The organism is Citrobacter sp. CtB7.12, from assembly GCF_001297795.1.
GTDB lineage: Bacteria > Pseudomonadota > Gammaproteobacteria > Enterobacterales > Enterobacteriaceae > Citrobacter_A > Citrobacter_A amalonaticus.
This window is the reverse complement of record NZ_LIFT01000007.1, coordinates 91,528-114,871: the sequence shown is the minus strand read 5'-3', so window position 1 is coordinate 114,871 and position 23,344 is coordinate 91,528. Positions and strand designations below refer to the sequence as shown.

The window sequence follows — 23,344 nt, the reverse complement described above, 5'->3', positions numbered from 1 at the left end:
ATTTCTCCCATGAAAGATGGGGTTGCAAACTTAGATGATAAAGATTATCTTTCTCATCACTGAATAGTTGAGTAAATAACTCGGGTATTCAGTACGACATTGCTCACATTGCTTCCAGTATGTCTTGCCCGCCTCTGTGCGGGCTTTTTTTTGACGTCCGTTCGTCATTTATGTCGAATCCGCTGTCATTTTTCCTGCAGCTTGTGCCTCGTTCCGCGTCAGCCCAGGCTTTGCCACTCTGGCACGTATTGTGCTTATCCCCTGCGTCATGACGACAACCCGAAGCTTCAGCGGCTCCGCTCAGGCTTCGTCACAATTCGCGCTATTTCAGCTTTTAACAGGTCTGTTATTGATGAAAAAAATCACCAGTGTCTGTCCCTACTGTGGGGCCGGGTGCAAGCTCAAGCTTGTTGTTGAAAATAACAAAATCATCCGTGCTGAAGCGGCTGAGGGGGTGACTAACCAGAACCAACTTTGTCTGAAAGGGTACTATGGTTGGGATTTCCTTAACGATACCCGCCTTTTGACCCCCCGCCTCACCCGCCCATTGATCCGCTACCAGAAAGGCGACAAATTTACCCCGGTCACCTGGGATGAAGCCATCCGCTATACCGCCCGACGTTTACTGGAAATCCGCGACAACGCGGGCCCTCGCGCCATTATGACAACCGGTTCTTCTCGCGGTACCGGCAATGAAACCAACTATGTGATGCAGAAATTCGCCCGCGCGGTTCTCAACACCAACAACGTGGACTGCTGCGCCCGCGTGTGTCACGGGCCTTCGGTCGCTGGCCTCCAGGAAACGCTGGGCAATGGTGCAATGAGTAATTCCATCAGCGACATCGAAAACTCAAAATGTCTGCTGATCTTCGGTTATAATTGCGCAGACTCTCACCCAATTGTGGCGCGCCGGGTGATCAAAGCGCGGCAGAATGGCGCGAAGATCATCGTCTGCGATCCCCGCCGTATTGAAACCGCACGCATTGCTGACCAGCATCTGCAACTGAATAACGGGTGCAACATGGCGCTGGTGAATGCGTTTGGTTACGTCCTCATTGACGAACTGCTTTACGACAAGGAGTACGTGAATAAGCACACGCAGGGGCTGGATGCTTACTGGCAAACGGTTAAAGACTATGCGCCGGAAGCAGTCGAGCATTTAACCGGCGTTCCGGCGTCGCAGGTTCGTCAGGCGATGCGGACCTTTGCCGCCGCCCCTTCCGCGACAGTGATGTGGGGAATGGGCGTGACGCAGTTCGGTCAGGCCGTGGACGTGGTGCGTGGATTATCGAGCCTTGCCCTGCTGACCGGTAACCTGGGTCGTCCACACGTCGGCGTCGGCCCGGTTCGCGGGCAGAACAATGTCCAGGGTGCCTGCGACATGGGCGTATTACCGAATCTTTTTCCGGGATATCAGGATGTCACCGATGCGGCCGTCAGAGAGAAGTTCGCCAGAGCCTGGGGCATTGACGCCAGCCGGATGGATGACAAGGTCGGCACACGCATTACCGAAGTCCCGCATCTGGCGCTGGAAGGGAAAATTAAAGCCTACTACATCATGGGGGAAGATCCGCTGCAAACGGAAGCCGATCTGGGGCTGGTGCGTGACGGTTTCGCGGCGCTGGATTTTGTCGTGGTGCAGGATATCTTTATGACCAAAACCGCCGAGATGGCTGACGTCATTTTACCCGCCACCTCCTGGGGCGAGCACGGCGGCGTATTCACCTGCGCCGATCGCGGCTTCCAGCGTTTCGAAAAGGCCGTCGACCCCACTGGCGACGTGAAGCGAGACTGGGAAATTATCAGCCTGCTCGCCAGTGAAATGGGCTATCCCATGCACTATGAAAACAATCAACAGATCTGGGATGAGATGCGTGAACTGTGTCCGCTGTTCTACGGCGTCACCTGGGAAAAGATGGGCGACCTGGGGCATATCCAGTGGCCCTGCCCCGACCTCGACCATCCCGGCACGCCCTATCTGTATGAAAACAGCCGCTTCGACACGCCAGACGGTAAAGGCAAGCTGTTTGCTGCACCGTGGCGCGCACCCGCGGAAGTGCCTGACGAGGCCTATCCGCTGGTTCTGTGTACGGTGCGCGAAGTCGGTCACTACTCCTGTCGTTCCATGACCGGCAACTGTGCCGCCCTGCAGGCGCTTGCCGATGAGCCTGGCTATGTGCAGATCAGCACGCAGGATGCGCAAAAGGCAGGAATTCGCCATCGCGACCTGGTGTGGGTCAGCTTACGTCGGGGAAAAGTGATCAGTCGGGCGGATGTCTCCGGGCGCATCAATCAGGGAGCGGTGTACATGACCTATCAATGGTGGATTGGCGCGTGTAATGAACTCACGCAGGATAACCTCGACCCTATCTCAAAGACGCCGGAAACTAAGTATTGTGCGGTTAATGTCGAGAAGATCGACGATCAGTCGTGGGCTGAACGCTATGCCGCGCAGGCCTATAGTGACATGAAGACGCGCCTTTGCGAGGCGATAGGATAGCGGAACGGACGTAATAACGGGAGCCTGATGGCTCCCGTTCACATACAACCCAGAATCTGGAGTACATGCTTTTGATGATCGCGTCTGCGGCTTCGAACTACTGTATGCGACGCATCAATTTTAGCAAAGCAGGAGACCTTGCTGGCATTGAATGGGGAGAAGGAACGCCGGCAATTTTCCATGAACAGAGGTTATTATCTGAGCGTCTGTACAAAGTACAGGGTTAGATATACAAAAACTACCTGGCCATAAAACGCATCAACAAACCGATCGTTATCACGATGACTGCGGCAAAGGATGGAGCAAAGTAACGTTGTGAAAATTTAAGCATCCCAACGCCACCTTGATTAAGGATAGCGTTGCATCGACCCATTGAACTCACAGCGAAAAACAGACATAGACTTATCCAGACTCCAAAGGGATTCAAATGTAGCCGATGTAGCTTTCTGGGATAATTACACATTAGCGACTGAATCGCCTCGAGTTTTAATCTTCGCACCACCTGAACATTCAGCACGTTTGTTCCAAACGTCACTTCCGTCATGAGAATAATTTTGCTGCCACCTCGATCGCAGTTATATTTCAGGACGTCAATGTATTGGTTCTCGGTTAAAACACGTATCGTATTGCAGTATTCGCAAAGGAGATGTGTTCTAAAATGCTTTCCATTCCCCACCTGAGATAATTATCTGACAACCAGAGGTCGGCATGCGCTGACTGCACCTAGTTTTCGCTACGCATGATTTATTTTCCAGTTCAGGAAAACCAGGAACATAAGGTCGGCAATAATCGACTGACCCAACGCTGAGCATTTAAATAGAGCAGAAAATTGACTTCCCCCCGTTAAATACATCAAATATCGTCTATAGTATGTCCGACAACAATTTCCAGGGTTTTTCTTATCACATCTGCATGTACGATGTCATCCGTGACTTCCAGCGTTTGTATCAGAGATAAAATGATATTTTTGTTATTAATATGCTCACCCTTTATAAGAATATGGCGTATAGCTGCGCCCAAAACCATTGCTTCTTCAGCAAGGGCGTCGCCGGCATGACGAAAATAATCTGAAAGGACGTGATCAGGCAAAGCACTATAAATATCAGGTTGTTGTGTGATTGCTGTGTTCATCATTTTCACCATCATTAAAAGTTAAGCGTTTAGTGAATTTTTCCTTTTCCTGGCTTCAGGGTTGTCCCTGAAAGTGAGCGGACGGTGTCCATTTGACCGCTATGTCTGGATGTCGGTGTTGACGTTGCTTTATCAGCTATCACCGCTTCAATGTAAGAAATAATTAGCGGAAATACCTCTCGACGACGGGCGTCCATTTCAGTTTCCTGCATAACGCGGAGTTGAGTGACCAGGGCCATTGAATTCACCGCCGCTTTACGTTTCAGCAGCGTCAACACTGCCTGGCCGATAAGTTCGTCTGTGAGTTGTTCAATGTCACTTCTGTTCATCATCATTCTCTCTTCTGCCGTGTCGCCAAGGACAGGAACACAGCATCATGTTGATTCACGATTTTAATACGAGGGCTCAGCGCTCAAAAAGCAAACCAATCAGCGCGTTATAATGACCCTCCTCTTCTACACAGGTCGCTTTTTCCAGACGACCAAGTAATTTTGTACACAGTGTCTTGCGATTCAGATTGCGCCCGTCCATTAGAATTTCCACCACAATCTGCCCCAATGTTTCCTGCTGAGTCGGCAAATTGGCCTTACTGAAATACTGTGCAATGGCGTTAGCTGTATCTGAAATGTAACCATTTTGCTGCATGAGTCTCTCCTGTGCGAATCAGTAAAAGGTTAATGCTGCGTTATTCAAAGTTAGAAAAATTGTACACAAAACCTGTACAAATGCATGATTTCATTTTTAACAAAAAGTGCTAATGATTTATTTTCAATAAGTTATAACTTATACATAGGTATTGTTCTGATAGTTATCTGTACACTACTTTGAGGCTCATTTTTTGGTGATGCCATCGCTATCCTCCACTTCCAACCCCACCTGCCACTTTTAAGTAAAACTTTCGTTAATTTAATGTGTTATATCTCCTCCGTTCTGTTAGGGTTAAACATCATTCCTCAATGCCGGAAAATCATGCTCACTACCATTATCTACCGCAGTCATCTCTGTGATGACGTCCCGGTGAAGGCACTCGAAAGTATGGTCGCCGCCGCTAACCTTACAAATGGGCGTGCTGACGTGACAGGCATTTTGCTGTTTAACGGCACACATTTTTTTCAGCTGCTTGAAGGCCCTGATGAAAACGTAAGGGCTATTTATCAGGCGATTTGTGAAGACAAGCGCCACTATAATGTTGTCGAACTGCTGTGCGATCACGGTCCCTCCCGCCGCTTTGGGAAAGTGGGAATGGAGCTTTTTGATTTACGGGAACATGATCGGGAGGAGGTATTACAGACCATTCTCGATAAGGGCACATCCCGATACCAACTTACCTACAACGACCGTGCGCTGCAGTTCTTCCGCACCTTCGTGGAAGCCACTGAAAAAGAGAACTATTTTGAGATCCCTCCCTCTGACACGTGGGATTTTATTGCGACCGAATCCGCTCGCACGATTCCCCTGACGTCAGTCAGTGAGGAGGCCAATTGCAGCTTTGCTTTTCAGCCCATCATCGATCCTTTTGCTCAGGAAATTGTCTCTCTGGAAGCGCTGCTGCGTACCCGTTCGGGTGATTCGCCACAGCGCTATTTTGACAATATTAAGGGCGACGATATTTATCTGGCCGACCTGGAAAGTAAGAAAGTCGCTTTTACACTGGCGACCTCACTGGGTCTGCGCGATCAGGTTTTGTCCGTGAATCTGTTGCCCATGACGTTGGTGAAGGTGCCGGATGCAGCCAGCTATTTGCTCAATGCCATTGCTGACAGTGGTCTTGTTCCGGAACAGATCATCGTTGAGTTCACTGAACGCGAGGTTATCTCCGAGTTTGAAGCCTTTACGGAGACGGTGAGAACCCTGAAATCCTCTGGGATCAGTATCGCCCTCGATCACTTTGGTGCCGGTTTTGGCGGTCTGCGGCTGCTGGCGCAGTTCCAACCCGATCGCATCAAAATTAATCGCGACCTCATTTGCGATGTTCATAAAAGCGGCCCACGACAGGCCATCATCCAGGCCATGATTAAGTGCTGTGCGTCTCTGGAAATTGCGATATCAGCCGTCGGGGTTGAAAAGCCCGAAGAATGGATGTGGCTGGAATCGGCGGGTATTTCTCAGTTCCAGGGGCATCTTTTTGCCGCGCCTTGCTTCTGTGGAATTCCACCGGTTGCATGGCCTGAGAAAAAAACACCGCTGTAATCCTCTTATTTCACCTGCTGTATTCATGGCGGCAGGTGAACCTCGCTACACCATCAGGGGATGCTGTACACGTTTCCTGTCTCATCAGTCTTGTTTACCTGACGTTCATTATTTTTAGCTAGGCTTACTACGAGGCTGTTGTACAATAAACAATAAATTGTACAAACACGGCTGATTCGTTAGTTTGTAAGGAACGATTCGGTCCACGTATGAGGGACACTATGGGATTTTACAGCATAGGCGATGTCGCTGAACGATGCGGTATCAACCCCGTTACCCTGCGCGCCTGGCAACGGCGCTATGGATTGTTAAAGCCCCGGCGCAGCGAAGGCGGCCATCGTCAGTTTGATGAAGACGATATCCAGCGCATTGAAGAGATCAAGCGATGGATTAAAAGCGGTGTGCCGGTAAGCAAGGTCAAAGTGTTGCTGGAACAAAGCACTGTGGCAACCCATAATGACTGGACCACTTTGCAGGAAGAAATGATGGGCGTGCTGCGTTTTGCTCATCCGGACAGGTTACGGGCCAAAATCGGTGCTCTTGCCCGTGAGCATACTTCAGACGATCTTATCGATCACATTTTCGTTCCCGTACGCCAACGCCTTAGCCTCGACCATAATACAGCCCGCATCATGTGCAGCTTGCTTGATGGCGTGCTGATTGAATTTGTGACCGCCTGTATGTCCGAAGCCCGCAAAAAAGCAGGCAAAGATGCGTTGTTGATTGGCTGGGATACCGAAGACCGCGCACGTCTGTGGCTGGAAGCCTGGCGTTTGTCTCAGCAAGGCTGGCACATCGCCGTACTGGCTGAACCGCTGGATTCTCCACGTCCGGAACTCTTTCCTGGACAACAGTTGTTTGTCTGGACCGGCATCGAACCGACCCGCCGCCAGCAGGAATTGCTTCAGCATTGGCACGAGCAGGGTTATTCGCTGGTCTTTCACCATCCCTGATGCCATCACCGTTCGTCCATGATCTCACCCTGAGTGACGCTGTTCATACTCCAATCTCCTTAATGTGGGAGAGATGAGCAGGATTGTTCCTTATGAGCGAAAAACGGCCTAAAGTTGTTGTTTCAAACATGCGAAGATGACCGATCTCCTGCCTGGTTTCAAAAGGACGACAGACTGCCAGTCCTGCGGGGAAATGACTTCAGCTCCAGCGCCCTTGTACATGGGCAATAACGCGTTGATGGGCGTTTGCCGCCGTAGCTTCAGTGATTTGTTTCGCCATTTCAGGAACAGCCCCACCACATACGGAGTACCAGACCTCACAACCGGCATTTAATCCCAGCCCCGCATACGTATTGCCACTGATAGCGATGGTTACGCCAGCGCGCAGATGTTGACGTAACGCATTCACCCGCTCAGTCGCTGCAGCAGGGCTATCCGGGACGCCAGGGATCTTGACCGCGCGAACACCTCAAATGATGAGAGACGACCGTGTAGTTCGCCCGTAAAGGTAAAATGCGTAATGCCATCTCTTTTTACCGTAAGGTTGGGTTTACCGAAGTGGGTGAACATATCTTCCAGGTTGGGCTGATCCGCAAAGAGATATCATTATGAAACGCTCAACTTGTGTTAGCTGAACAAACATTAAGACGCCCGCACCTGGCACAGAACGGACCTAACTATTAACGAGCATCCACCACCAAAACTGAGAAATGCCTAATGGGAACCGGGCAGTGGAGCTGTCATCTGATCGACCAGCCTCCCCCAGACTACCAGGGGGGTTTTGATAACTAGTTTTGATAAAATTTTGATAACCGTTAGCAGACTAACAAAAAACAACGGGAGCGTTACGCTCCCGTTAATAGATTTAACAATTATCGCTATTACATATTCGCGATGATCGCGTCACCAAACTCTGAACATTTCAGCAGTTTAGCGCCTTCCATCAGACGTTCGAAGTCATAGGTCACGGTCTTCGCGGCAATTGCGCCTTCCATACCTTTAACAATCAGGTCTGCGGCTTCGAACCACTGCATGTGGCGTAACATCATCTCAGCGGACAGGATGATAGAGCCCGGGTTCACTTTGTCCTGGCCGGCGTATTTCGGCGCCGTACCGTGCGTTGCTTCAAACAGCGCACACTCGTCACCGATGTTAGCGCCAGGGGCGATACCAATACCACCTACCTGTGCTGCCAGGGCGTCAGAAATGTAGTCACCGTTCAGGTTCATACAGGCAATCACATCGTATTCCGCCGGGCGCAGCAGGATCTGTTGCAGGAACGCATCAGCGATCACATCTTTGACCACGATCTCTTTGCCGGTATTTGGATTCTTGATTTTCATCCACGGGCCGCCATCGATCAGTTCAGCGCCGAATTCGTCACGCGCTAACTGGTAACCCCAGTCTTTGAACGCGCCTTCGGTGAACTTCATGATGTTGCCTTTATGCACCAGGGTCAGAGAGTCACGGTCGTTAGTGATTGCATATTCGATCGCCGCGCGAACCAGACGCTTGGTCCCTTCTTCGGAGCATGGTTTGATACCGATACCGCAGTGTTCAGGGAAGCGAATTTTCTTCACGCCCATCTCTTCACGCAGGAATTTGATCACTTTTTCCGCATCTGCAGAATCCGCTTTCCACTCAATACCGGCGTAAATGTCTTCTGAGTTTTCACGGAAGATAACCATGTCGGTCAGTTCCGGATGTTTAACCGGGCTTGGAGTGCCCTGATAGTAACGAACAGGACGCAGGCAGACGTACAGGTCAAGTTCCTGACGCAGCGCAACGTTCAGAGAGCGAATACCGCCACCGACTGGGGTAGTCAGCGGGCCTTTAATCGCCACGCGGTAGTCACGAATCAGATCCAGGGTTTCAGCTGGCAGCCAGACGTCCTGGCCGTATACCTGGGTAGATTTCTCACCGGTGTAAATTTCCATCCAGGAGATTTTACGCTCGCCTTTATAGGCTTTCTCGACAGCGGCATCGACCACTTTCAGCATGGCAGGGGTTACGTCAACACCGATACCGTCGCCTTCGATAAACGGGATAATCGGATTCTCAGGAACGTTGAGTTTGCCGTTTTGCAGGGTGATCTTCTTACCTTCCGCCGGAACAACTACTTTGCTTTCCATTCACCTCTCCTTCGAGCGCTTCTGGTTTGCTCGTCTGTCATCGCGCTGCATGTGCCTTTGCGTCCTGCTGCACGACTGCGTTAGAGCAATTTTTTGTTAATGTTTTGTAATGAGCATGTCAATACTACCCTAATGTTCGCTGCCATGAAAGACACTCGTTATTAGGCTATAATGCGGCAATTGATAAGATCTGAAAATACCATGCAAAAAACTTCTTTTAGAAATCACCGGGTTGAGCGATTCAGCCAACGACAAGTCACTAAGACCCGGAAAGAAAACCAGCCAAAACGCGTGGTTTTGTTCAATAAACCTTACGATGTTTTGCCACAATTTACCGACGAGGCCGGACGCCGCACGTTAAAAGATTTTATTCCTGTGCAGGGCGTATATGCCGCAGGTCGTCTCGACAGAGACAGCGAAGGGTTGCTGGTGCTCACCAATGACGGCGCATTGCAGGCGCGTTTGACACAACCCGGCAAGCGCACCGGGAAAATTTACTATGTACAGGTGGAAGGCGAACCGACAGCGGAAGCGCTGGAAGCGTTGCGCAATGGCGTGACGCTGAACGATGGTCCTACCCTGCCCGCAGGAGTTGAGATCGTCGAGGAACCTGAATGGCTGTGGCCGCGCAATCCGCCGATTCGCGAACGTAAAAGCATCCCCACCGCCTGGCTGAAAGTGACCTTATATGAAGGACGTAACCGCCAGGTGCGGAGAATGACCGCGCATGTTGGCTTCCCCACGCTGCGCCTGATCCGCTATGCGATGGGTGATTACACCCTGGGAAACCTGAGCAACGGTGAATGGCGGGATGTCACTGATCAAAAGAAAGGATAAATCATGTTCAAACCGCACGTCACGGTCGCCTGCATCGTCCATGCAGAGGATAAGTTTTTAATCGTTGAAGAGACCATCAACGGTAAAGCGCTGTGGAACCAGCCCGCCGGACATCTGGAAGCCGACGAAACGTTAGTCCAGGCCGCCACGCGTGAACTGTGGGAAGAGACCGGCATCCAGGCGCAGCCTCAGCACTTCATTCGCATGCATCAGTGGATTGCGCCGGACAATACGCCGTTTTTGCGTTTCCTGTTTTCGATTGAACTTGCCAATATGTGCGACACCGAACCCCATGACAGCGATATCGACTGCTGCCGGTGGGTGAGCGCCGACACCATCCTTACCGCCCCAAACCTGCGTTCTCCGCTGGTTGCCGAAAGTGTTCGTTGCTATCAAAACGGCGTGCGTTACCCACTGGAGACGATCGGCGCATTTAACTGGCCGTTTACAGAGGGTGTCAACTAAAAGGGGTGCGTGATAGAATACGCCGCCTTGAAGTTCAATGTCGTGAGTATTCCAATGTCAGAAAGCCCAAAAAAAGTGATCGTCGGCATGTCCGGCGGTGTCGATTCCTCCGTTTCCGCCTGGCTGTTGCAACAACAGGGTTATCAGGTAGAAGGCCTGTTCATGAAGAACTGGGAAGAGGACGACGGTGAGGAATATTGCACTGCGGCCGCCGATCTGGCTGACGCTCAGGCCGTTTGCGACAAGCTCGGCATTGAACTGCATACCGTAAACTTTGCCGCAGAATACTGGGATAACGTCTTTGAGCTCTTTCTTGAAGAGTACAAAGCTGGCCGTACGCCGAATCCGGATATTCTGTGCAATAAAGAGATCAAATTTAAAGCCTTCCTGGAGTTCGCCGCAGAAGATCTGGGCGCTGATTATATCGCTACCGGGCATTATGTCCGCCGGGCGGATGTCGACGGCAAAAGTCGCCTGCTTCGCGGCTTAGATAGCAATAAAGATCAGAGCTACTTCCTCTACACGCTGGGCCATGAGCAGATCGCACAAAGTCTGTTCCCGGTCGGCGAACTGGAAAAACCGCAGGTGCGCAAAATTGCCGAAGACCTGGGACTGGTTACCGCGAAGAAAAAAGATTCTACCGGCATTTGTTTCATCGGCGAACGTAAGTTCCGCGAATTTCTGGGCCGTTATCTGCCAGCGCAGCCGGGTAAAATCATTACCGTGGACGGCGAAGAGATTGGTCAGCATCAGGGGCTGATGTACCACACGTTGGGTCAGCGTAAAGGTCTGGGCATCGGTGGCACCAAAGAAGGCACGGAAGATCCGTGGTACGTGGTGGATAAAGACGTTGAGAACAACATTCTGGTGGTCGCTCAGGGTCATGAGCATCCGCGTCTGATGTCCGTCGGCCTGATTGCGCAGCAACTACACTGGGTTGATCGCCTGCCGTTCACTGGCACAATGCGTTGCACAGTGAAAACCCGCTACCGCCAGACTGATATTCCGTGCACCGTCAAAGCGCTGGACGCCGAACGCGTAGAAGTGATGTTTGACGAGCCGGTTGCCGCCGTCACGCCGGGCCAGTCAGCGGTCTTCTATAACGGCGAAGTGTGCCTCGGCGGCGGTATTATCGAGCAGCAACTGCCCCTGCCGGTATAATTATTCTTAACAGACTGATACAAGGAAGCAGTGACCGTGGCAAAGAATTATTATGACATCACCCTCGCACTGGCTGGGATCTGCCAGTCTGCACGCCTGGTGCAACAACTGGCGCACCAGGGACATTGTGATGCCGATGCGCTCCACGTCTCACTGAACAGCGTTATCGATATGAACCCCAGCTCAACGCTGGGCGTGTTCGGCGGCAGCGAGGCGAATCTGCGTCTCGGCCTGGAAACCCTGCTCGGCGTACTGAATGCCAGCAGCCGTCAGGGGCTGAACGCGGAATTGACCCGCTACACGCTGAGTCTGATGGTACTCGAGCGTAAACTCACTGCCGCCAAAGGTGCTCTGGATACACTGGGCGAGCGGATCAACGGCCTGCAACGCCAGCTCGATCACTTTGATCTGCAATCCGAAACGCTGATGAGCGCGATGGCCGGAATTTATGTCGATGTCATCAGCCCGCTCGGTCCGCGCATTCAGGTGACCGGTTCCCCTGCTGTATTGCAGAGCCCGCAGGTACAGGCCAAGGTTCGCGCCTCGCTTCTGGCCGGCATTCGCGCTGCCGTGCTCTGGCACCAGGTTGGCGGTGGACGTCTGCAGCTCATGTTTTCTCGTAATCGCCTGACCACTCAGGCAAAACAAATTCTTGCTCATTTAACCCCGGAGTTGTGATCTATGGAATTATCCTCACTGACCGCCGTTTCCCCTGTCGATGGACGCTACGGCGATAAAGTCAGCGCGCTGCGCGGGATTTTCAGCGAATACGGTTTGCTGAAATACCGCGTACAGGTAGAAGTACGCTGGCTGCAAAAACTGGCCGCGCACGCAGCGATCAAGGAAGTTCCTGCTTTTGCTGCCGACGCAATCGGTTTCCTCGACGCTATCGTCGCGAACTTCAATGAAGAAGATGCCGCGCGTATTAAAACTATCGAGCGCACCACCAACCACGACGTCAAGGCGGTTGAGTATTTCCTGAAAGAAAAAGTGGCGAATGTGCCGGAACTGCATGCAGTATCCGAATTCATTCACTTTGCATGCACCTCGGAAGACATCAATAACCTGTCTCACGCGCTGATGCTGAAAACCGCCCGCGATGAAGTGGTGCTGCCTTACTGGCGTCAACTGATCGACGCGGTCAAAGATCTGTCCGTACAGTATCGCGACATTCCCCTGCTCTCCCGTACCCACGGCCAACCGGCTACGCCGTCAACGCTGGGTAAAGAGATGGCCAACGTCGCTTATCGTATGGAGCGTCAGTTCCGCCAGCTTAATCAGGTGGAAATTCTCGGTAAAATCAACGGTGCCGTCGGCAACTATAACGCCCACATCGCCGCTTACCCGGAAGTAGACTGGCATCAGTTCAGCGAAGAGTTCGTCACCTCGCTGGGTATCCAGTGGAACCCGTACACCACACAGATCGAGCCGCACGACTACATTGCCGAACTGTTTGACTGCATCGCCCGCTTTAACACCATTTTGATCGATTTCGATCGTGACGTCTGGGGCTACATCGCGCTGAACCACTTCAAACAGAAAACCATTGCCGGTGAGATTGGTTCTTCCACCATGCCGCACAAAGTGAACCCAATCGACTTCGAAAACTCCGAGGGCAACCTGGGTCTGTCTAATGCGGTATTGCAACATCTGGCGAGCAAACTGCCGGTTTCCCGCTGGCAGCGCGATCTGACGGACTCCACCGTTCTGCGTAACCTGGGTGTGGGTATCGGCTATGCGCTGATCGCCTACCAGTCCACGTTGAAAGGGGTAAGCAAGCTGGAAGTGAACCGCGACCATCTGCTGGACGAACTGGATCATAACTGGGAAGTACTGGCAGAGCCGATCCAGACCGTGATGCGTCGTTACGGTATTGAAAAGCCGTACGAAAAGCTGAAAGAGTTAACCCGTGGAAAACGTGTCGACGCGGAAGGCATGAAGCAATTCATCGACAGCCTGCCGCTGCCGGATGACGAGAAAACCCGCCTGAAAGCCATGACTCCGGCCAATTATATTGGTCGAGCCATCACCATGGTGGATGAGCTGAAATAATCACTTGCCCGGTGACACGACGTCACCGGGCCGACTTTCGCGCATGGCTCGCGCCGCCCCCGGCACGTCCCTTCCCCGGTTTACGAAATATTGATCCCCACAACACCATCATCAGCACAAACTACGCAGACAAAAAACAGTATCAAAACAAAACATTATATTAATACCGAGACATTAGAGAAGGATTTTCTCCCAAATCCTGCCCCAAAATGCGCACCTGAAATTCCCAAAACTTCGCTTTTAAACGTTCACCTGTTTGCCACTACCGTTCTTAATCTCCCTATTCTCTACGAATTATCCCTATTCTCTACGAATTATATTTAACGGTTTACATCAGCCATCACTGCACATTGTGGAATACGTGCTGTCTGCACAATGTCAATAAAATGCTTTAATGGACACATACCCTCAGGATTTTTATCCTGACAAGAGGGCAACGTAAGCACAATCTTGTTTGGGAGAGACGAAGATGAAAAAGGTATAAACTCACGCATTTGTTGAAGAGTCTGATAAACAAACGAAATTTGAATCCAGTCAGTGTTATCACTCACTCGCGTCCATCTTTCGAAAACCAGCTCCCCGCCAGGAGGTGTATTATCTGGCTGCCCAGGTAGAGACCAGTTAAGATCAAATACCCCACTGAGATTTGCAAGATTGGTATCATGACCAGCAATAAACAATAATGAGACGGGTAATTTAATTCCGTAATGATTTTCTGTTGACCCATCACTCACTAATGCTTCGCTGATCAAATCGAGTAATGGTGTTGCTCTGCTGCGGGCAACTTCGGGAGTTCTTTGCAAAAGGTCAAACTGAGCATTATGCAGACTTAATAATGCTGTCCATTCTTTCTCCCCGTGAATTCGTCCCCACGCAACCTCTGGCATTCCCTGCGCCTCTTGCAATAGAAATATTTCCGTCAGCATGGAAGAAAGACTCCACGCGCCAGATAATGCAACGGTATCCGCAGAAACCCTGAGTTCTGAAGGTAAGGTTCCTGGTAGCGTGCAACCAGACTGGCTTGCTGATCGGCATGCTGCTGACCGGGAGAAATTGAGAACCTGTTCCAGAGTACGGAATGCAGAGTCATAACGCTGAGTGTACCGTTCAATGTTTCCTTCGGCACGTGTCAGAATCGCTTCCTGAGTTTTTTGTACATTAAAAGCGCACACCCCCATTTTTACTGGATTAAAAAGAGGATCTTTTTTATCGTGATCTTTTTGATAATGAACCTTATTTTTACATCCCGGCGCAAATCCAGCCAGAAATGCCTCACCGGTTTTACGAGTGCGCTGATCGGTATCGGCAATAACTGCCACCTGTTCTGGTGACGGACATACATTACTTTCCAGAACGCCGTTATCGATTAATACTTTTTGTTGATATCGTCCCATTTCGGTGACGAGCTCACCACCCCGAGCCGTCAACCAGCCCAGGGGAACATCCCATTGCGGCCAATGGTAAGGTGTGATTTCCTGCATCAATGGGGTGAACTTTGTTGGTGCTCTTACACCGTGGCGACTTACTATCACAACTCGTTCAAGCTTCATGTCATCTGGCACTTCCGCCTGTAATGGGAAAGAACCAAACATGAATATAAACATTATTAATCGAAAAAGTAGCGTATTCATTGCCAGCCAACCTTATAGTTAATGAACCATAAATAGTTAACATAGGGATTACTGTATAATCATCTTATCACATAAACATTCATCCCACGCCACTATTCCAATGAACCTCATCGCATAAGAAAGAGAGACCACTACCAGGCCGACGCCGTTATTTTTCACTACGCGAAAGCCTTCTTCCATTAGCGCCCACGAGAGACATAACCACGACTTAACGTGATAACTGGCCTCCCAGGTGCAACATGATTTGTACTAGTCATAAGAATCGACCTTCAACATACAGGCTGTATCACCATCTCTAAAGAAAAGGATAAGGCATGTCACTATGCACAATGACAAATAGGGGTATCACAGATTAAATAATTCACTCTCACCCTGAAAAAATCTATGTTTATAATTTGACCACCAATTTTATAAAGACTTATAAAAAAGAAATACAAATATTAAAAAAGTGAAACAAAAAGATTCAACAAAAGATCGTTATAATAATAAAATCAATAACTCACGAACAAAAACACCATAAAAAAAATGATCTTTTTCAATGAGTTATCAAAAAACAACTACACTTTTCATCTATGAAAAATTGTCATTAGTAATGTTAAGGTCTCTAATATGGAATGGTTAGTTGTTGACACTATTGTCTGTTCTTCGAGTGGAATTTCATTTTCAATCCTCTGGTGTAAAATAAAGCTTATTATTTGGTATGAATCTGATGTTTTCCTTCCTCCAGGTTCCAGTGTCTCGCAGACTGACTCAGGGATTTACATTGACGGGAAATTTTTTCCATTGACAATTTATAACGTCACTCCCTTTAACAAGATCTTCTGGAAAATAATCGAGTGCAGCAATGAATGTCCTGGAAGGCAAAGCATTAAAGGAGCCCAATGTACAAGTGCTCTACACTGCAGAATAGCCATTTGTCCGTACGGATTGATAAAATAGTGTGTTCTCATAGCCATGTTACACTCTATCATCACGCAAAAAAGAAACAAAATGATAATAATATGAAAAGATCAGCATAATTAGCCTATGACACATTGAATAAACCTTCGTTATTTATTACAGTGTTCTTGCGAAATTCAGATGTGTTTAATATTCTTCCCAATGGTTTACCGCATAGCAATATGCGGTTTTTTTTGCATAAAAAAGCATAACCAAAATGAACATATTCATTGCAGTAGAGTCGATGACATGCATCATATCCCGCGCTTCAGGACAGGAATAACACTCATTTATCTTTCTGCTTTACAGAAAAAAAAACAATATCCCCCCGTAAAAACGCACAACTCCATCAAGAACATCCCCTATATGCAATAAATACGGAAGAGTTTTTCAAAAGTGCATGACTGTTCATATCCATCCCTCCTGAAAAAACTTTTACCACACATAAGCCATATAAAGCGATAAAAAAATAACACATTAACCACATTTTATTGCAGAAAGGAAGGTGTTTATTTTATGTTAATTTATGAAAGAAGTAATACCTGGCCGATTAAAAAAGGGAAATTCTCAGGAGGCTGCTTATGAATAAGTCATTAACCCGCATTGCGTTATTCACAATGTTTTTCATGACACCTGTTGTTCAGGCTGATAGCATCGCATTATCATTGTCAAATGATGACGCAGGTATCTTTCAGCCTGCGCTTAACAAAATTTATAGTCATAAAGATGAAGCTCGCGATGATTATACACAAGGTCTCTTCCTGGGTTATAGCCATGATGTTACAGACTCAAGCCAGTTATCGTTTCATATCGCACAAGATATCTACTCACCATCAGGAGACAATAAGCGGTTACCGACAGCAATAACCGGAGACAGAGCTTTTAGTGCCTTTCTGTACACGGGTGTTGAATGGAATTCTTTAGCGACTAGCTGGTTTCGCTATCGCCTGGGGACAGACGTCGGCGTGATAGGACCAGATGCTGGCGGTCAACAAGTTCAGAATAAAGCTCATCAAATGATTAATGCTGAAAAATATCAAGCATGGGATGATCAAATCGAAAATCGCTATGGATATACGGTTAAAGGAATGCTATCGCTGACTCCTGATGTGGATATCCTGGGAACGAATGTTGGTATTTATCCAGAAATATCCGCGGTAAGCGGAAATCTTTTTGAATATGTAGGATACGGTGCAACGCTTGCCATAGGCAATGACAAAACCCTGAACTCAGATAACGGGTATGGTCTGCTTGCGACTCGTGGGTTAATGCATACATCAAAAAATGATGGTTTAATATACAAGATATTTGCCGGGATGGAACGTCGGGAAGTTGACCGTAACTATACATTACAAGGAAAAACGCTTCAGACCCGAAATGAAACCGTCTCCCTTAATCATACCGTTGATGAATATCGCATCGGAGCCACTTTAGGTTATTCTCCGGTCGCTTTTACCTTATCTTTTAATCGTGTATCACCGGAGTTTAAAACTGGAAAAGATTATTCATTTGTCAACGGTTCTGTGACCTTCCTCTTTTAATCATCCGCCAAAACATAACGATAAGTATCTGCGGGGCTGTCGCTGATAAGTGGCAGTCCGCACACTTTTATATGCTTTTCACCCTCACCGCGACCTATAATCCCTGGAGATACAGATGAAGTTTCACTCCCTCAGTTATCTGTGAGAAAGATTAAGTGACCGCGAATACTATAACCTGACCGTACATTTCCCCGGACAGTCCTGCCCATCATGCCTGTCCGTCTGCATGGCAATATAGGGTAACCCTGCAATGCCAGAATTCATCAAAAAAGGTCGCTCCCCTTCAACAGTAAATAAACAAATGGCAGTTTTATCGTAAATGCTGAAGCTTGCGAACAGAAGTCAGTTTATATTACATGCACCTTATGAGGGGGTATCGAGGCTCCAGCTCGTTAAAGCAGATCCCGATCCACTTTTACTTCATGAGTATCAGGCGCTGATCTTGGCACTTCCCCACAAACTTGCCTTCATCATTATAGTGGCAACACACACGGGGATAAGACCAGGGGAAATATGTGCGCTGGCCTGGGAGGATGTAGACCTGAAAAAGGTGAGATCCATGTATCCAGAGACCAGACGAATAAACATTTGTGTGTTCCGCCCATAACGGTTGCTGGCATAAGAGAACGTCGCGTTGTCTTTATCCCCGGATCGGGTTCATACACTAAAGAAGGTTTCTTTTCCAAATACTCGATTTCCTGCAGCGGGAAACGTGGTACTAAACTTTCAGGTATCTGGCAGAGAAATGCCTGTCAGTCACGGCATAATTATGCTGGCTGGATGCTAATGGCCGCAGCGAACCCTTCATTCATTGCCCGCCAGATGGGGCATGAAGATGCTCGCATGGTGTGTGAGGTTTATTCTACGTGGATTGGTGACATGACCCAGGACCAGGTCAGCCTGCGGAATAATCTAATGCCAACAGCATTGCTCCAGGGATTATCCCAAGGGCGGGGCCTGATAAAAAAGTCATTTAATTTCATTGTGCTGGTTTCAACTTACATAATCAGCGTTAAACTATTCATACCGTAAATAGAGTGAGAAAAGATGATGCGTGTACTGGTTGTTGAGGATAATGCGTTATTACGTCATCACCTGAAAGTTCAGCTTCAGGATGCCGGACATCAGGTTGACGACGCCGAAGATGCCAAAGAGGCCGATTATTACCTTAACGAACACTTGCCTGACATCGCTATCGTCGATTTGGGTCTTCCGGATGAAGATGGACTTTCACTGATCCGCCGCTGGCGGAGCAATGACGTTTCTCTCCCGGTTCTCGTCCTGACCGCCCGTGAAAGCTGGCAGGACAAAGTGGAAGTGCTGAGCGCAGGTGCAGATGACTACGTCACCAAGCCGTTCCATATTGAGGAAGTCGCCGCGCGGATGCAGGCGCTGATGCGCCGTAACAGCGGCCACGCTTCGCAGATTATCTCTATTCCGCCTTTTCAGGTTGATCTCTCGCGCCGCGAACTCTCGGTCAATGATGAAGTGATCAAACTGACCGCGTTTGAGTACACCATCATGGAAACGCTGATCCGCAATAATGGCAAAGTGGTCAGCAAAGACTCGCTGATGTTGCAGCTGTATCCGGACGCCGAACTACGTGAAAGCCACACTATCGACGTGCTGATGGGCCGTCTGCGTAAAAAAATACAGGCGCAGTATCCGGATGAAGTCATTACCACTGTGCGGGGTCAAGGATATCTTTTTGAATTGCGCTGATGAATAAACTGTTGCGTCATCTTTTTCCGTTGTCACTGCGCCTGCGTTTTCTGCTGGCCACCGCAGGCGTAGTGCTGGTGCTTTCTCTGGCCTATGGCATGGTTGCGCTGGTCGGCTACAGCGTGAGTTTCGATAAGACCACGTTTCGTCTGCTGCGCGGCGAAAGTAATCTCTTTTATACGCTTGCAAAATGGGAAGGTAATAAGATCCACGTCGAACTTCCCGAGCACCTCGACATGCAGAGTCCCACGATGTCGTTGATCTATGATGAGAACGGCAAACTGCTGTGGGCCCAGCGTAACGTCCCCTGGCTGGTCAGACTGATTCAGCCCGACTGGCTGAAAAGTAATGGTTTTCATGAAATAGAAGCCGACATCAGCGCCAGCAGCTCGCTGCTCAATGACGATCACTCCGTTCAGGAACGATTGAAAGAGGTTCGGGAAGATGACGACGACGCCGAAATGACCCACTCGGTGGCGGTTAACGTCTACCCGGCTACCGCGCGCATGCCGCAACTGACGATTGTGGTGGTAGACACCATTCCGATTGAGCTTAAACGCTCGTATATGGTCTGGAGCTGGTTTATTTATGTGCTGGCTGCCAACCTGTTGCTGGTCATTCCCCTGCTCTGGGTGGCGGCCTGGTGGAGTTTGCGCCCCATTGAGGCACTGGCTCGTGAGGTGCGCGAACTGGAAGAACACCACCGCGAACAGCTTAACCCTGCAACGACGCGGGAATTGACCAGCCTGGTGCGTAACCTGAACCGCCTGTTGAAAAGCGAGCGCGAACGTTATGACAAATACCGCACCACGCTGACCGATCTCACCCACAGCCTGAAGACACCGCTCGCCGTGCTGCAAAGTACGTTGCGTTCGATGCGTAGCGATAAGATGAGCGTCAGCGAGGCAGAACCGGTAATGCTCGAACAGATCAGCCGGATTTCACAGCAAATCGGCTACTATCTGCATCGCGCCAGTATGCGCGGCGGGGGCGTCCTGCTGAGCCGCGAACTGCATCCGGTCGCACCGCTACTGGATAATCTCACCTCGGCGCTGAACAAAGTGTATCAGCGTAAAGGCGTGAACATTAGCCTCGATATCTCACCGGAAATCAGCTTTGTCGGCGAGCAGAACGATTTTGTCGAGGTGATGGGCAACGTGCTGGATAACGCCTGCAAGTACTGTCTCGAGTTTGTTGAGATTTCTGCCCGCCAGACCGACGATCATCTGTACATCGTGGTGGAAGATGACGGTCCAGGGATCCCACTCAGCAAGCGCGATCTGGTCTTTGACCGCGGTCAACGCGTGGATACGATGCGTCCGGGGCAAGGGGTCGGGTTGGCCGTGGCGCGAGAAATTACCGAGCAATACGATGGCAAAATCGTTGCCAGCGACAGCCTGCTCGGTGGTGCACGTATGGAAGTCATTTTTGGACATCAACAGCCGGGACCGAAAGACGACTAAACCAAAATGTAATAAATATGAGCCAACTGCACGCATCTGGTTAAGCATCCGTTATAATCGGTGACAGATACCCGCCCCAGCCTGTGGAAGCTCAATATGGAATACCAATTAACACTCAACTGGCCCGAATTTCTTGAACGTCACTGGCAAAAGCGCCCAGTGGTGTTAAAACGCGGCTTTAATAACTTCATCGATCCCCTCTCCCCTGACGAACTGGCAGGGCTGGCGATGGAAAGTGAAGTCGATAGCCGCCTGGTAAGCCATCAGGATGGCAAATGGCAGGTAAGCCATGGTCCGTTCGAAAGCTATGACCATCTCGGCGAGAATAACTGGTCGTTACTGGTGCAGGCGGTGAACCACTGGCATGAGCCAACCGCCGCGCTGATGCGCCCCTTCCGCGCCCTGCCTGACTGGCGTATCGACGATCTGATGATCTCATTCTCGGTCCCTGGCGGCGGCGTAGGTCCCCATCTCGATCAGTATGATGTGTTTATCATTCAGGGAACCGGTCGTCGTCGCTGGCGCGTGGGTGAGAAGTTGCAGATGAAGCAGCACTGCCCGCATCCGGACCTGCTGCAGGTCGATCCTTTTGAAGCCATCATCGATGAAGAACTGGAGCCGGGCGATATTCTCTACATTCCGCCAGGATTCCCGCATGAAGGCTATGCGCTGGAAAACGCGATGAACTATTCCGTCGGTTTCCGCGCGCCAAACACCCGTGAACTGATCAGCGGGTTTGCCGACTACGTCCTGCAACGTGAGCTGGGCAGTACTTATTACAGCGACCCGGACATGCCGTCACGTGAGCATCCTGCTGACGTCCTGCCGCAGGAGATGGACAAACTGCGCACTATGATGCTGGATCTGATTAATCAGCCGGAGCATTTCAAACAGTGGTTTGGCGAGTTTATCTCCCAGTCGCGTCATGAACTGGATATTGCGCCGCCGGAGCCGCCGTATCAACCTGATGAAATCTACGATGCCCTGAAACAAGGCGATGTGCTGGTGCGTCTGGGGGGGTTACGGGTACTGCGTGTGGGTGATGACGTTTATGCCAACGGCGAGAGAATTGATTCTCCGCACCGTCCGGCGCTGGAAGCCCTTGCCAGCCATATCGTGCTGACTGCAGAGAACTTTGGTGACGCACTGGAAGATCCATCGTTCCTCGCGATGCTGGCAGCCCTGGTCAACAGCGGGTACTGGTTCTTCGAAGGGTAACATTGAAATGATGCCGGATGGCGGCGCTAACGCGTCTTATCCGGCCTACGGTTCACATGTCCTGTAGGCCAGATAAGCGTCGCGTCAACAGGCATCAACCACGCTACGACCGCTTCGCCGTTAATTCGGCAATCCGCACAATCACCTGCACCGCTTTTTCCATCCCTTCCAGCGTCACAAACTCATGCTTGCCATGATAGTTGTAGCCGCCGGTGAACAGATTCGGGCACGGTAATCCCATGAAAGAGAGCTGTGCGCCGTCGGTACCGCCGCGAATCGGCTTCATATCTGGTTGAATATCGCAGTCACGCATCGCCTGCTGTGCGATATCCAGAACATGCGGATGCTCAACCACTTTTTCGCGCATATTGTAATAACTGTCTTCAATCACCAGTTCAATATAGCAGTCCGGATGCAGCCCCTTCCCGACCTTCCTGGCAATCTCCATCATCTTACGTTTGCGCGCTTCAAACTGTTTGCGGTCGAAGTCGCGAATGATGTAGTGCATATCGGCGCGATCCACGGTGCCTTTCATGCTCGCCAGATGGTAGAAGCCCTCATATCCTTCGGTCATTTCCGGGCTTTCATCCGCAGGAACCTCGGCGTGAATGCGCGCCGCCAGCGATAATGCGTTGACCATCACGCCTTTTGCCGTCCCCGGATGCACGTTATTGCCGACGATTTTGATATTCACCGAAGCGGCATTGAAGTTCTCAAACTCAAGTTCACCCACGCCGCCGCCGTCGACGGTATAGGCCCATTTGGCGTCAAAGGCTGCTACATCAAAGTGTTTCGCCCCTTTGCCCACCTCTTCGTCCGGTGTAAAAGCGACGCGAATATCGCCATGCGGAATATTTTTATGCTTCAGTACCGCCAGCGCGGTCATGATTTCCGCCACACCCGCTTTGTCGTCCGCGCCCAGCAGCGTTTTGCCGTCGGTGGTGATCAGCGTTTGACCAAGCAACTGATGCAGCACCGGGAACATCACCGGCGACAACACTTCATCACCAATGCCCAGCGCGATATCACCGCCGCGATAGTTCTCCACGATCTGCGGATTTACGTGCTTACCGCTGAAATCCGGTGAGGTATCCACATGGGAAATGAAGCCAATAGCAGGGATATCGCCAGGGACATTCGCCGGCAACGTTGCCATCAGCGTCCCTTTGTCACTTAACGTCACATTGACCAGCTCCATCTCTTCGAGCTGCTGTTTGAGCAAATTTAATAACTTCCACTGTCCCTCGGTACTGGGAACCTGTCTCACACCCGCTTTCGATTGGGTATCCAATGAAACGTAGTGTAAAAAACGCTCAAGTAGTTTATCCTTGCAGTCACCCTCACTATTTGTGACAACATTATCAGTAAGCCACAAAAGACAAATATTGCGTCAGGTCACTTTTATCCCC

20 protein-coding genes and 1 pseudogene are annotated in these 23,344 nt (G+C 50.0%); 14 read left to right on the top strand and 7 right to left on the bottom strand.

Annotated elements, in window-relative coordinates:
* Positions 1 to 352: 352 nt before the first annotated feature.
* Together fdhF and AOY24_RS23815 are read left to right on the top strand one after the other, a co-directional pair.
* Entirely contained in the window at positions 353 to 2,500 is a 2,148-nt protein-coding gene (gene fdhF, locus AOY24_RS10840) for a formate dehydrogenase subunit alpha (RefSeq protein ID WP_054176615.1), read from the top strand.
* Positions 2,501 to 2,613: 113 nt separating this feature from the next.
* A pseudogene (locus AOY24_RS23815) lies at positions 2,614 to 2,819 on the top strand (integrase); the annotation flags it as partial.
* 533 nt (positions 2,820 to 3,352) lie between these two features.
* On the opposite strand, the gene AOY24_RS10835 reads toward AOY24_RS23815, so the two are convergent.
* The 3 genes from AOY24_RS10835 to ycgZ all read right to left on the bottom strand — a co-directional run bounded on the left by AOY24_RS10835 (position 3,353) and on the right by ycgZ (position 4,276).
* Positions 3,353 to 3,619 (bottom strand): biofilm development regulator YmgB/AriR family protein, encoded by a 267-nt coding sequence (locus tag AOY24_RS10835; protein ID WP_043001947.1) that lies wholly within the window; start codon positions 3,617 to 3,619, stop codon positions 3,353 to 3,355.
* 41 nt (positions 3,620 to 3,660) lie between these two features.
* The gene (locus AOY24_RS10830; protein ID WP_051642342.1) at positions 3,661 to 3,966 is read right to left on the bottom strand and encodes a hypothetical protein; all 306 of its coding nucleotides are present in this window, start codon (positions 3,964 to 3,966) and stop codon (positions 3,661 to 3,663) included.
* A 70-nt stretch (positions 3,967 to 4,036) separates the two neighbouring features.
* Entirely contained in the window at positions 4,037 to 4,276 is a 240-nt protein-coding gene (gene ycgZ, locus AOY24_RS10825) for a regulatory protein YcgZ (RefSeq protein ID WP_043000940.1), read from the bottom strand.
* Positions 4,277 to 4,600: 324 nt separating this feature from the next.
* Here ycgZ and AOY24_RS10820 point away from each other — a divergent pair, with 324 nt between their 5' ends.
* On the top strand, positions 4,601 to 5,821 hold the full coding sequence (locus AOY24_RS10820) for a diguanylate phosphodiesterase (protein ID WP_043000941.1): 1,221 nt from the start codon (positions 4,601 to 4,603) through the stop codon (positions 5,819 to 5,821).
* Positions 5,822 to 6,042: 221 nt separating this feature from the next.
* Complete coding sequence (locus AOY24_RS10815; RefSeq protein WP_043000942.1) at positions 6,043 to 6,774, top strand: MerR family transcriptional regulator; 732 nt, start codon at positions 6,043 to 6,045, stop codon at positions 6,772 to 6,774.
* Between the two features lie 199 nt (positions 6,775 to 6,973).
* Here the strand turns inward: AOY24_RS10815 and AOY24_RS25365 are convergent, their stop codons facing one another.
* Both AOY24_RS25365 and icd read right to left on the bottom strand, forming a co-directional pair.
* Positions 6,974 to 7,183: a hypothetical protein gene (locus tag AOY24_RS25365; protein ID WP_224788339.1), complete on the bottom strand. Its 210-nt coding sequence runs from the start codon at positions 7,181 to 7,183 to the stop codon at positions 6,974 to 6,976.
* A gap of 472 nt (positions 7,184 to 7,655) precedes the next feature.
* Complete coding sequence (icd, locus tag AOY24_RS10805; protein WP_043000943.1) at positions 7,656 to 8,906, bottom strand: NADP-dependent isocitrate dehydrogenase; 1,251 nt, start codon at positions 8,904 to 8,906, stop codon at positions 7,656 to 7,658.
* A gap of 171 nt (positions 8,907 to 9,077) precedes the next feature.
* Between icd and rluE the strand changes: the two genes are divergently transcribed.
* Genes rluE through purB form a run of 5 tightly spaced genes read left to right on the top strand, consistent with a single transcriptional unit; the run spans position 9,078 to position 13,421 of the window.
* On the top strand, positions 9,078 to 9,743 hold the full coding sequence (gene rluE, locus AOY24_RS10800; protein WP_072185389.1) for a 23S rRNA pseudouridine(2457) synthase RluE: 666 nt from the start codon (positions 9,078 to 9,080) through the stop codon (positions 9,741 to 9,743).
* Positions 9,744 to 9,746: 3 nt separating this feature from the next.
* Complete coding sequence (locus tag AOY24_RS10795) at positions 9,747 to 10,208, top strand: NUDIX hydrolase (RefSeq protein WP_044265517.1); 462 nt, start codon at positions 9,747 to 9,749, stop codon at positions 10,206 to 10,208.
* Positions 10,209 to 10,262: 54 nt separating this feature from the next.
* Positions 10,263 to 11,369, top strand: coding sequence for a tRNA 2-thiouridine(34) synthase MnmA (mnmA, locus tag AOY24_RS10790; RefSeq protein WP_043000946.1), 1,107 nt, complete (start codon positions 10,263 to 10,265; stop codon positions 11,367 to 11,369).
* 36 nt (positions 11,370 to 11,405) lie between these two features.
* Positions 11,406 to 12,047 (top strand): high frequency lysogenization protein HflD, encoded by a 642-nt coding sequence (hflD, locus tag AOY24_RS10785; RefSeq protein ID WP_042320078.1) that lies wholly within the window; start codon positions 11,406 to 11,408, stop codon positions 12,045 to 12,047.
* Positions 12,048 to 12,050: 3 nt separating this feature from the next.
* Complete coding sequence (purB, locus tag AOY24_RS10780) at positions 12,051 to 13,421, top strand: adenylosuccinate lyase (protein ID WP_043000947.1); 1,371 nt, start codon at positions 12,051 to 12,053, stop codon at positions 13,419 to 13,421.
* Positions 13,422 to 13,741: 320 nt separating this feature from the next.
* Here purB and AOY24_RS10775 read toward each other — a convergent pair whose 3' ends face one another.
* Positions 13,742 to 15,052 carry an AppA family phytase/histidine-type acid phosphatase gene (locus AOY24_RS10775; protein ID WP_054176612.1) on the bottom strand — a complete coding sequence of 437 codons (1,311 nt, stop codon included), beginning with the start codon at positions 15,050 to 15,052 and terminating at the stop codon, positions 13,742 to 13,744.
* A gap of 609 nt (positions 15,053 to 15,661) precedes the next feature.
* On the opposite strand from AOY24_RS10775, the gene iraM reads away from it, so the two are divergent.
* The 5 genes from iraM (at position 15,662) to roxA (ending at position 21,935) form a co-directional block, all read left to right on the top strand.
* The gene (gene iraM, locus AOY24_RS23800; RefSeq protein WP_072185388.1) at positions 15,662 to 15,991 is read left to right on the top strand and encodes an anti-adapter protein IraM; all 330 of its coding nucleotides are present in this window, start codon (positions 15,662 to 15,664) and stop codon (positions 15,989 to 15,991) included.
* 617 nt (positions 15,992 to 16,608) lie between these two features.
* Positions 16,609 to 17,532, top strand: a complete 924-nt coding sequence (locus AOY24_RS10770) for a lipid A deacylase LpxR family protein (RefSeq protein ID WP_224788347.1) — start codon at positions 16,609 to 16,611, stop codon at positions 17,530 to 17,532.
* Positions 17,533 to 18,582: 1,050 nt separating this feature from the next.
* Complete coding sequence (phoP, locus tag AOY24_RS10755) at positions 18,583 to 19,254, top strand: two-component system response regulator PhoP (protein WP_043000951.1); 672 nt, start codon at positions 18,583 to 18,585, stop codon at positions 19,252 to 19,254.
* The gene (gene phoQ / locus AOY24_RS10750) at positions 19,254 to 20,717 is read left to right on the top strand and encodes a two-component system sensor histidine kinase PhoQ (protein WP_043000952.1); all 1,464 of its coding nucleotides are present in this window, start codon (positions 19,254 to 19,256) and stop codon (positions 20,715 to 20,717) included. The genes phoP and phoQ overlap by 1 nt, the downstream gene beginning before the upstream one ends.
* Positions 20,718 to 20,813: 96 nt before the next feature.
* Positions 20,814 to 21,935, top strand: a complete 1,122-nt coding sequence (gene roxA, locus AOY24_RS10745) for a [50S ribosomal protein L16]-arginine 3-hydroxylase (protein WP_044254920.1) — start codon at positions 20,814 to 20,816, stop codon at positions 21,933 to 21,935.
* Between the two features lie 103 nt (positions 21,936 to 22,038).
* On the opposite strand, the gene pepT is transcribed toward roxA, so the two are convergent.
* Positions 22,039 to 23,310 (bottom strand): peptidase T, encoded by a 1,272-nt coding sequence (gene pepT, locus AOY24_RS10740; RefSeq protein WP_054176610.1) that lies wholly within the window; start codon positions 23,308 to 23,310, stop codon positions 22,039 to 22,041.
* Between the last annotated feature and the right edge of the window lie 34 nt (positions 23,311 to 23,344).

Excerpts from the sequence above, each read along its gene's own strand:
- icd (WP_043000943.1), bottom strand. The coding sequence starts at position 8,906 with ATGGAAAGCAAAGTAGTTGTTCCGGCGGAAGGTAAGAAGATCACCCTG.
- fdhF (WP_054176615.1), top strand. The coding sequence starts at position 353 with ATGAAAAAAATCACCAGTGTCTGTCCCTACTGTGGGGCCGGGTGCAAG.
- phoP (WP_043000951.1), top strand. The coding sequence starts at position 18,583 with ATGCGTGTACTGGTTGTTGAGGATAATGCGTTATTACGTCATCACCTG.
- iraM (WP_072185388.1), top strand. The coding sequence starts at position 15,662 with ATGGAATGGTTAGTTGTTGACACTATTGTCTGTTCTTCGAGTGGAATT.
- AOY24_RS10830 (WP_051642342.1), bottom strand. The coding sequence starts at position 3,966 with ATGATGATGAACAGAAGTGACATTGAACAACTCACAGACGAACTTATC.
- roxA (WP_044254920.1), top strand. The coding sequence starts at position 20,814 with ATGGAATACCAATTAACACTCAACTGGCCCGAATTTCTTGAACGTCAC.
- AOY24_RS10770 (WP_224788347.1), top strand. The coding sequence starts at position 16,609 with ATGTTTTTCATGACACCTGTTGTTCAGGCTGATAGCATCGCATTATCA.
- AOY24_RS10815 (WP_043000942.1), top strand. The coding sequence starts at position 6,043 with ATGGGATTTTACAGCATAGGCGATGTCGCTGAACGATGCGGTATCAAC.
- mnmA (WP_043000946.1), top strand. The coding sequence starts at position 10,263 with ATGTCAGAAAGCCCAAAAAAAGTGATCGTCGGCATGTCCGGCGGTGTC.
- ycgZ (WP_043000940.1), bottom strand. The coding sequence starts at position 4,276 with ATGCAGCAAAATGGTTACATTTCAGATACAGCTAACGCCATTGCACAG.
- AOY24_RS10795 (WP_044265517.1), top strand. The coding sequence starts at position 9,747 with ATGTTCAAACCGCACGTCACGGTCGCCTGCATCGTCCATGCAGAGGAT.
- phoQ (WP_043000952.1), top strand. The coding sequence starts at position 19,254 with ATGAATAAACTGTTGCGTCATCTTTTTCCGTTGTCACTGCGCCTGCGT.
- rluE (WP_072185389.1), top strand. The coding sequence starts at position 9,078 with ATGCGGCAATTGATAAGATCTGAAAATACCATGCAAAAAACTTCTTTT.
- AOY24_RS10775 (WP_054176612.1), bottom strand. The coding sequence starts at position 15,052 with ATGAATACGCTACTTTTTCGATTAATAATGTTTATATTCATGTTTGGT.
- purB (WP_043000947.1), top strand. The coding sequence starts at position 12,051 with ATGGAATTATCCTCACTGACCGCCGTTTCCCCTGTCGATGGACGCTAC.
- AOY24_RS10820 (WP_043000941.1), top strand. The coding sequence starts at position 4,601 with ATGCTCACTACCATTATCTACCGCAGTCATCTCTGTGATGACGTCCCG.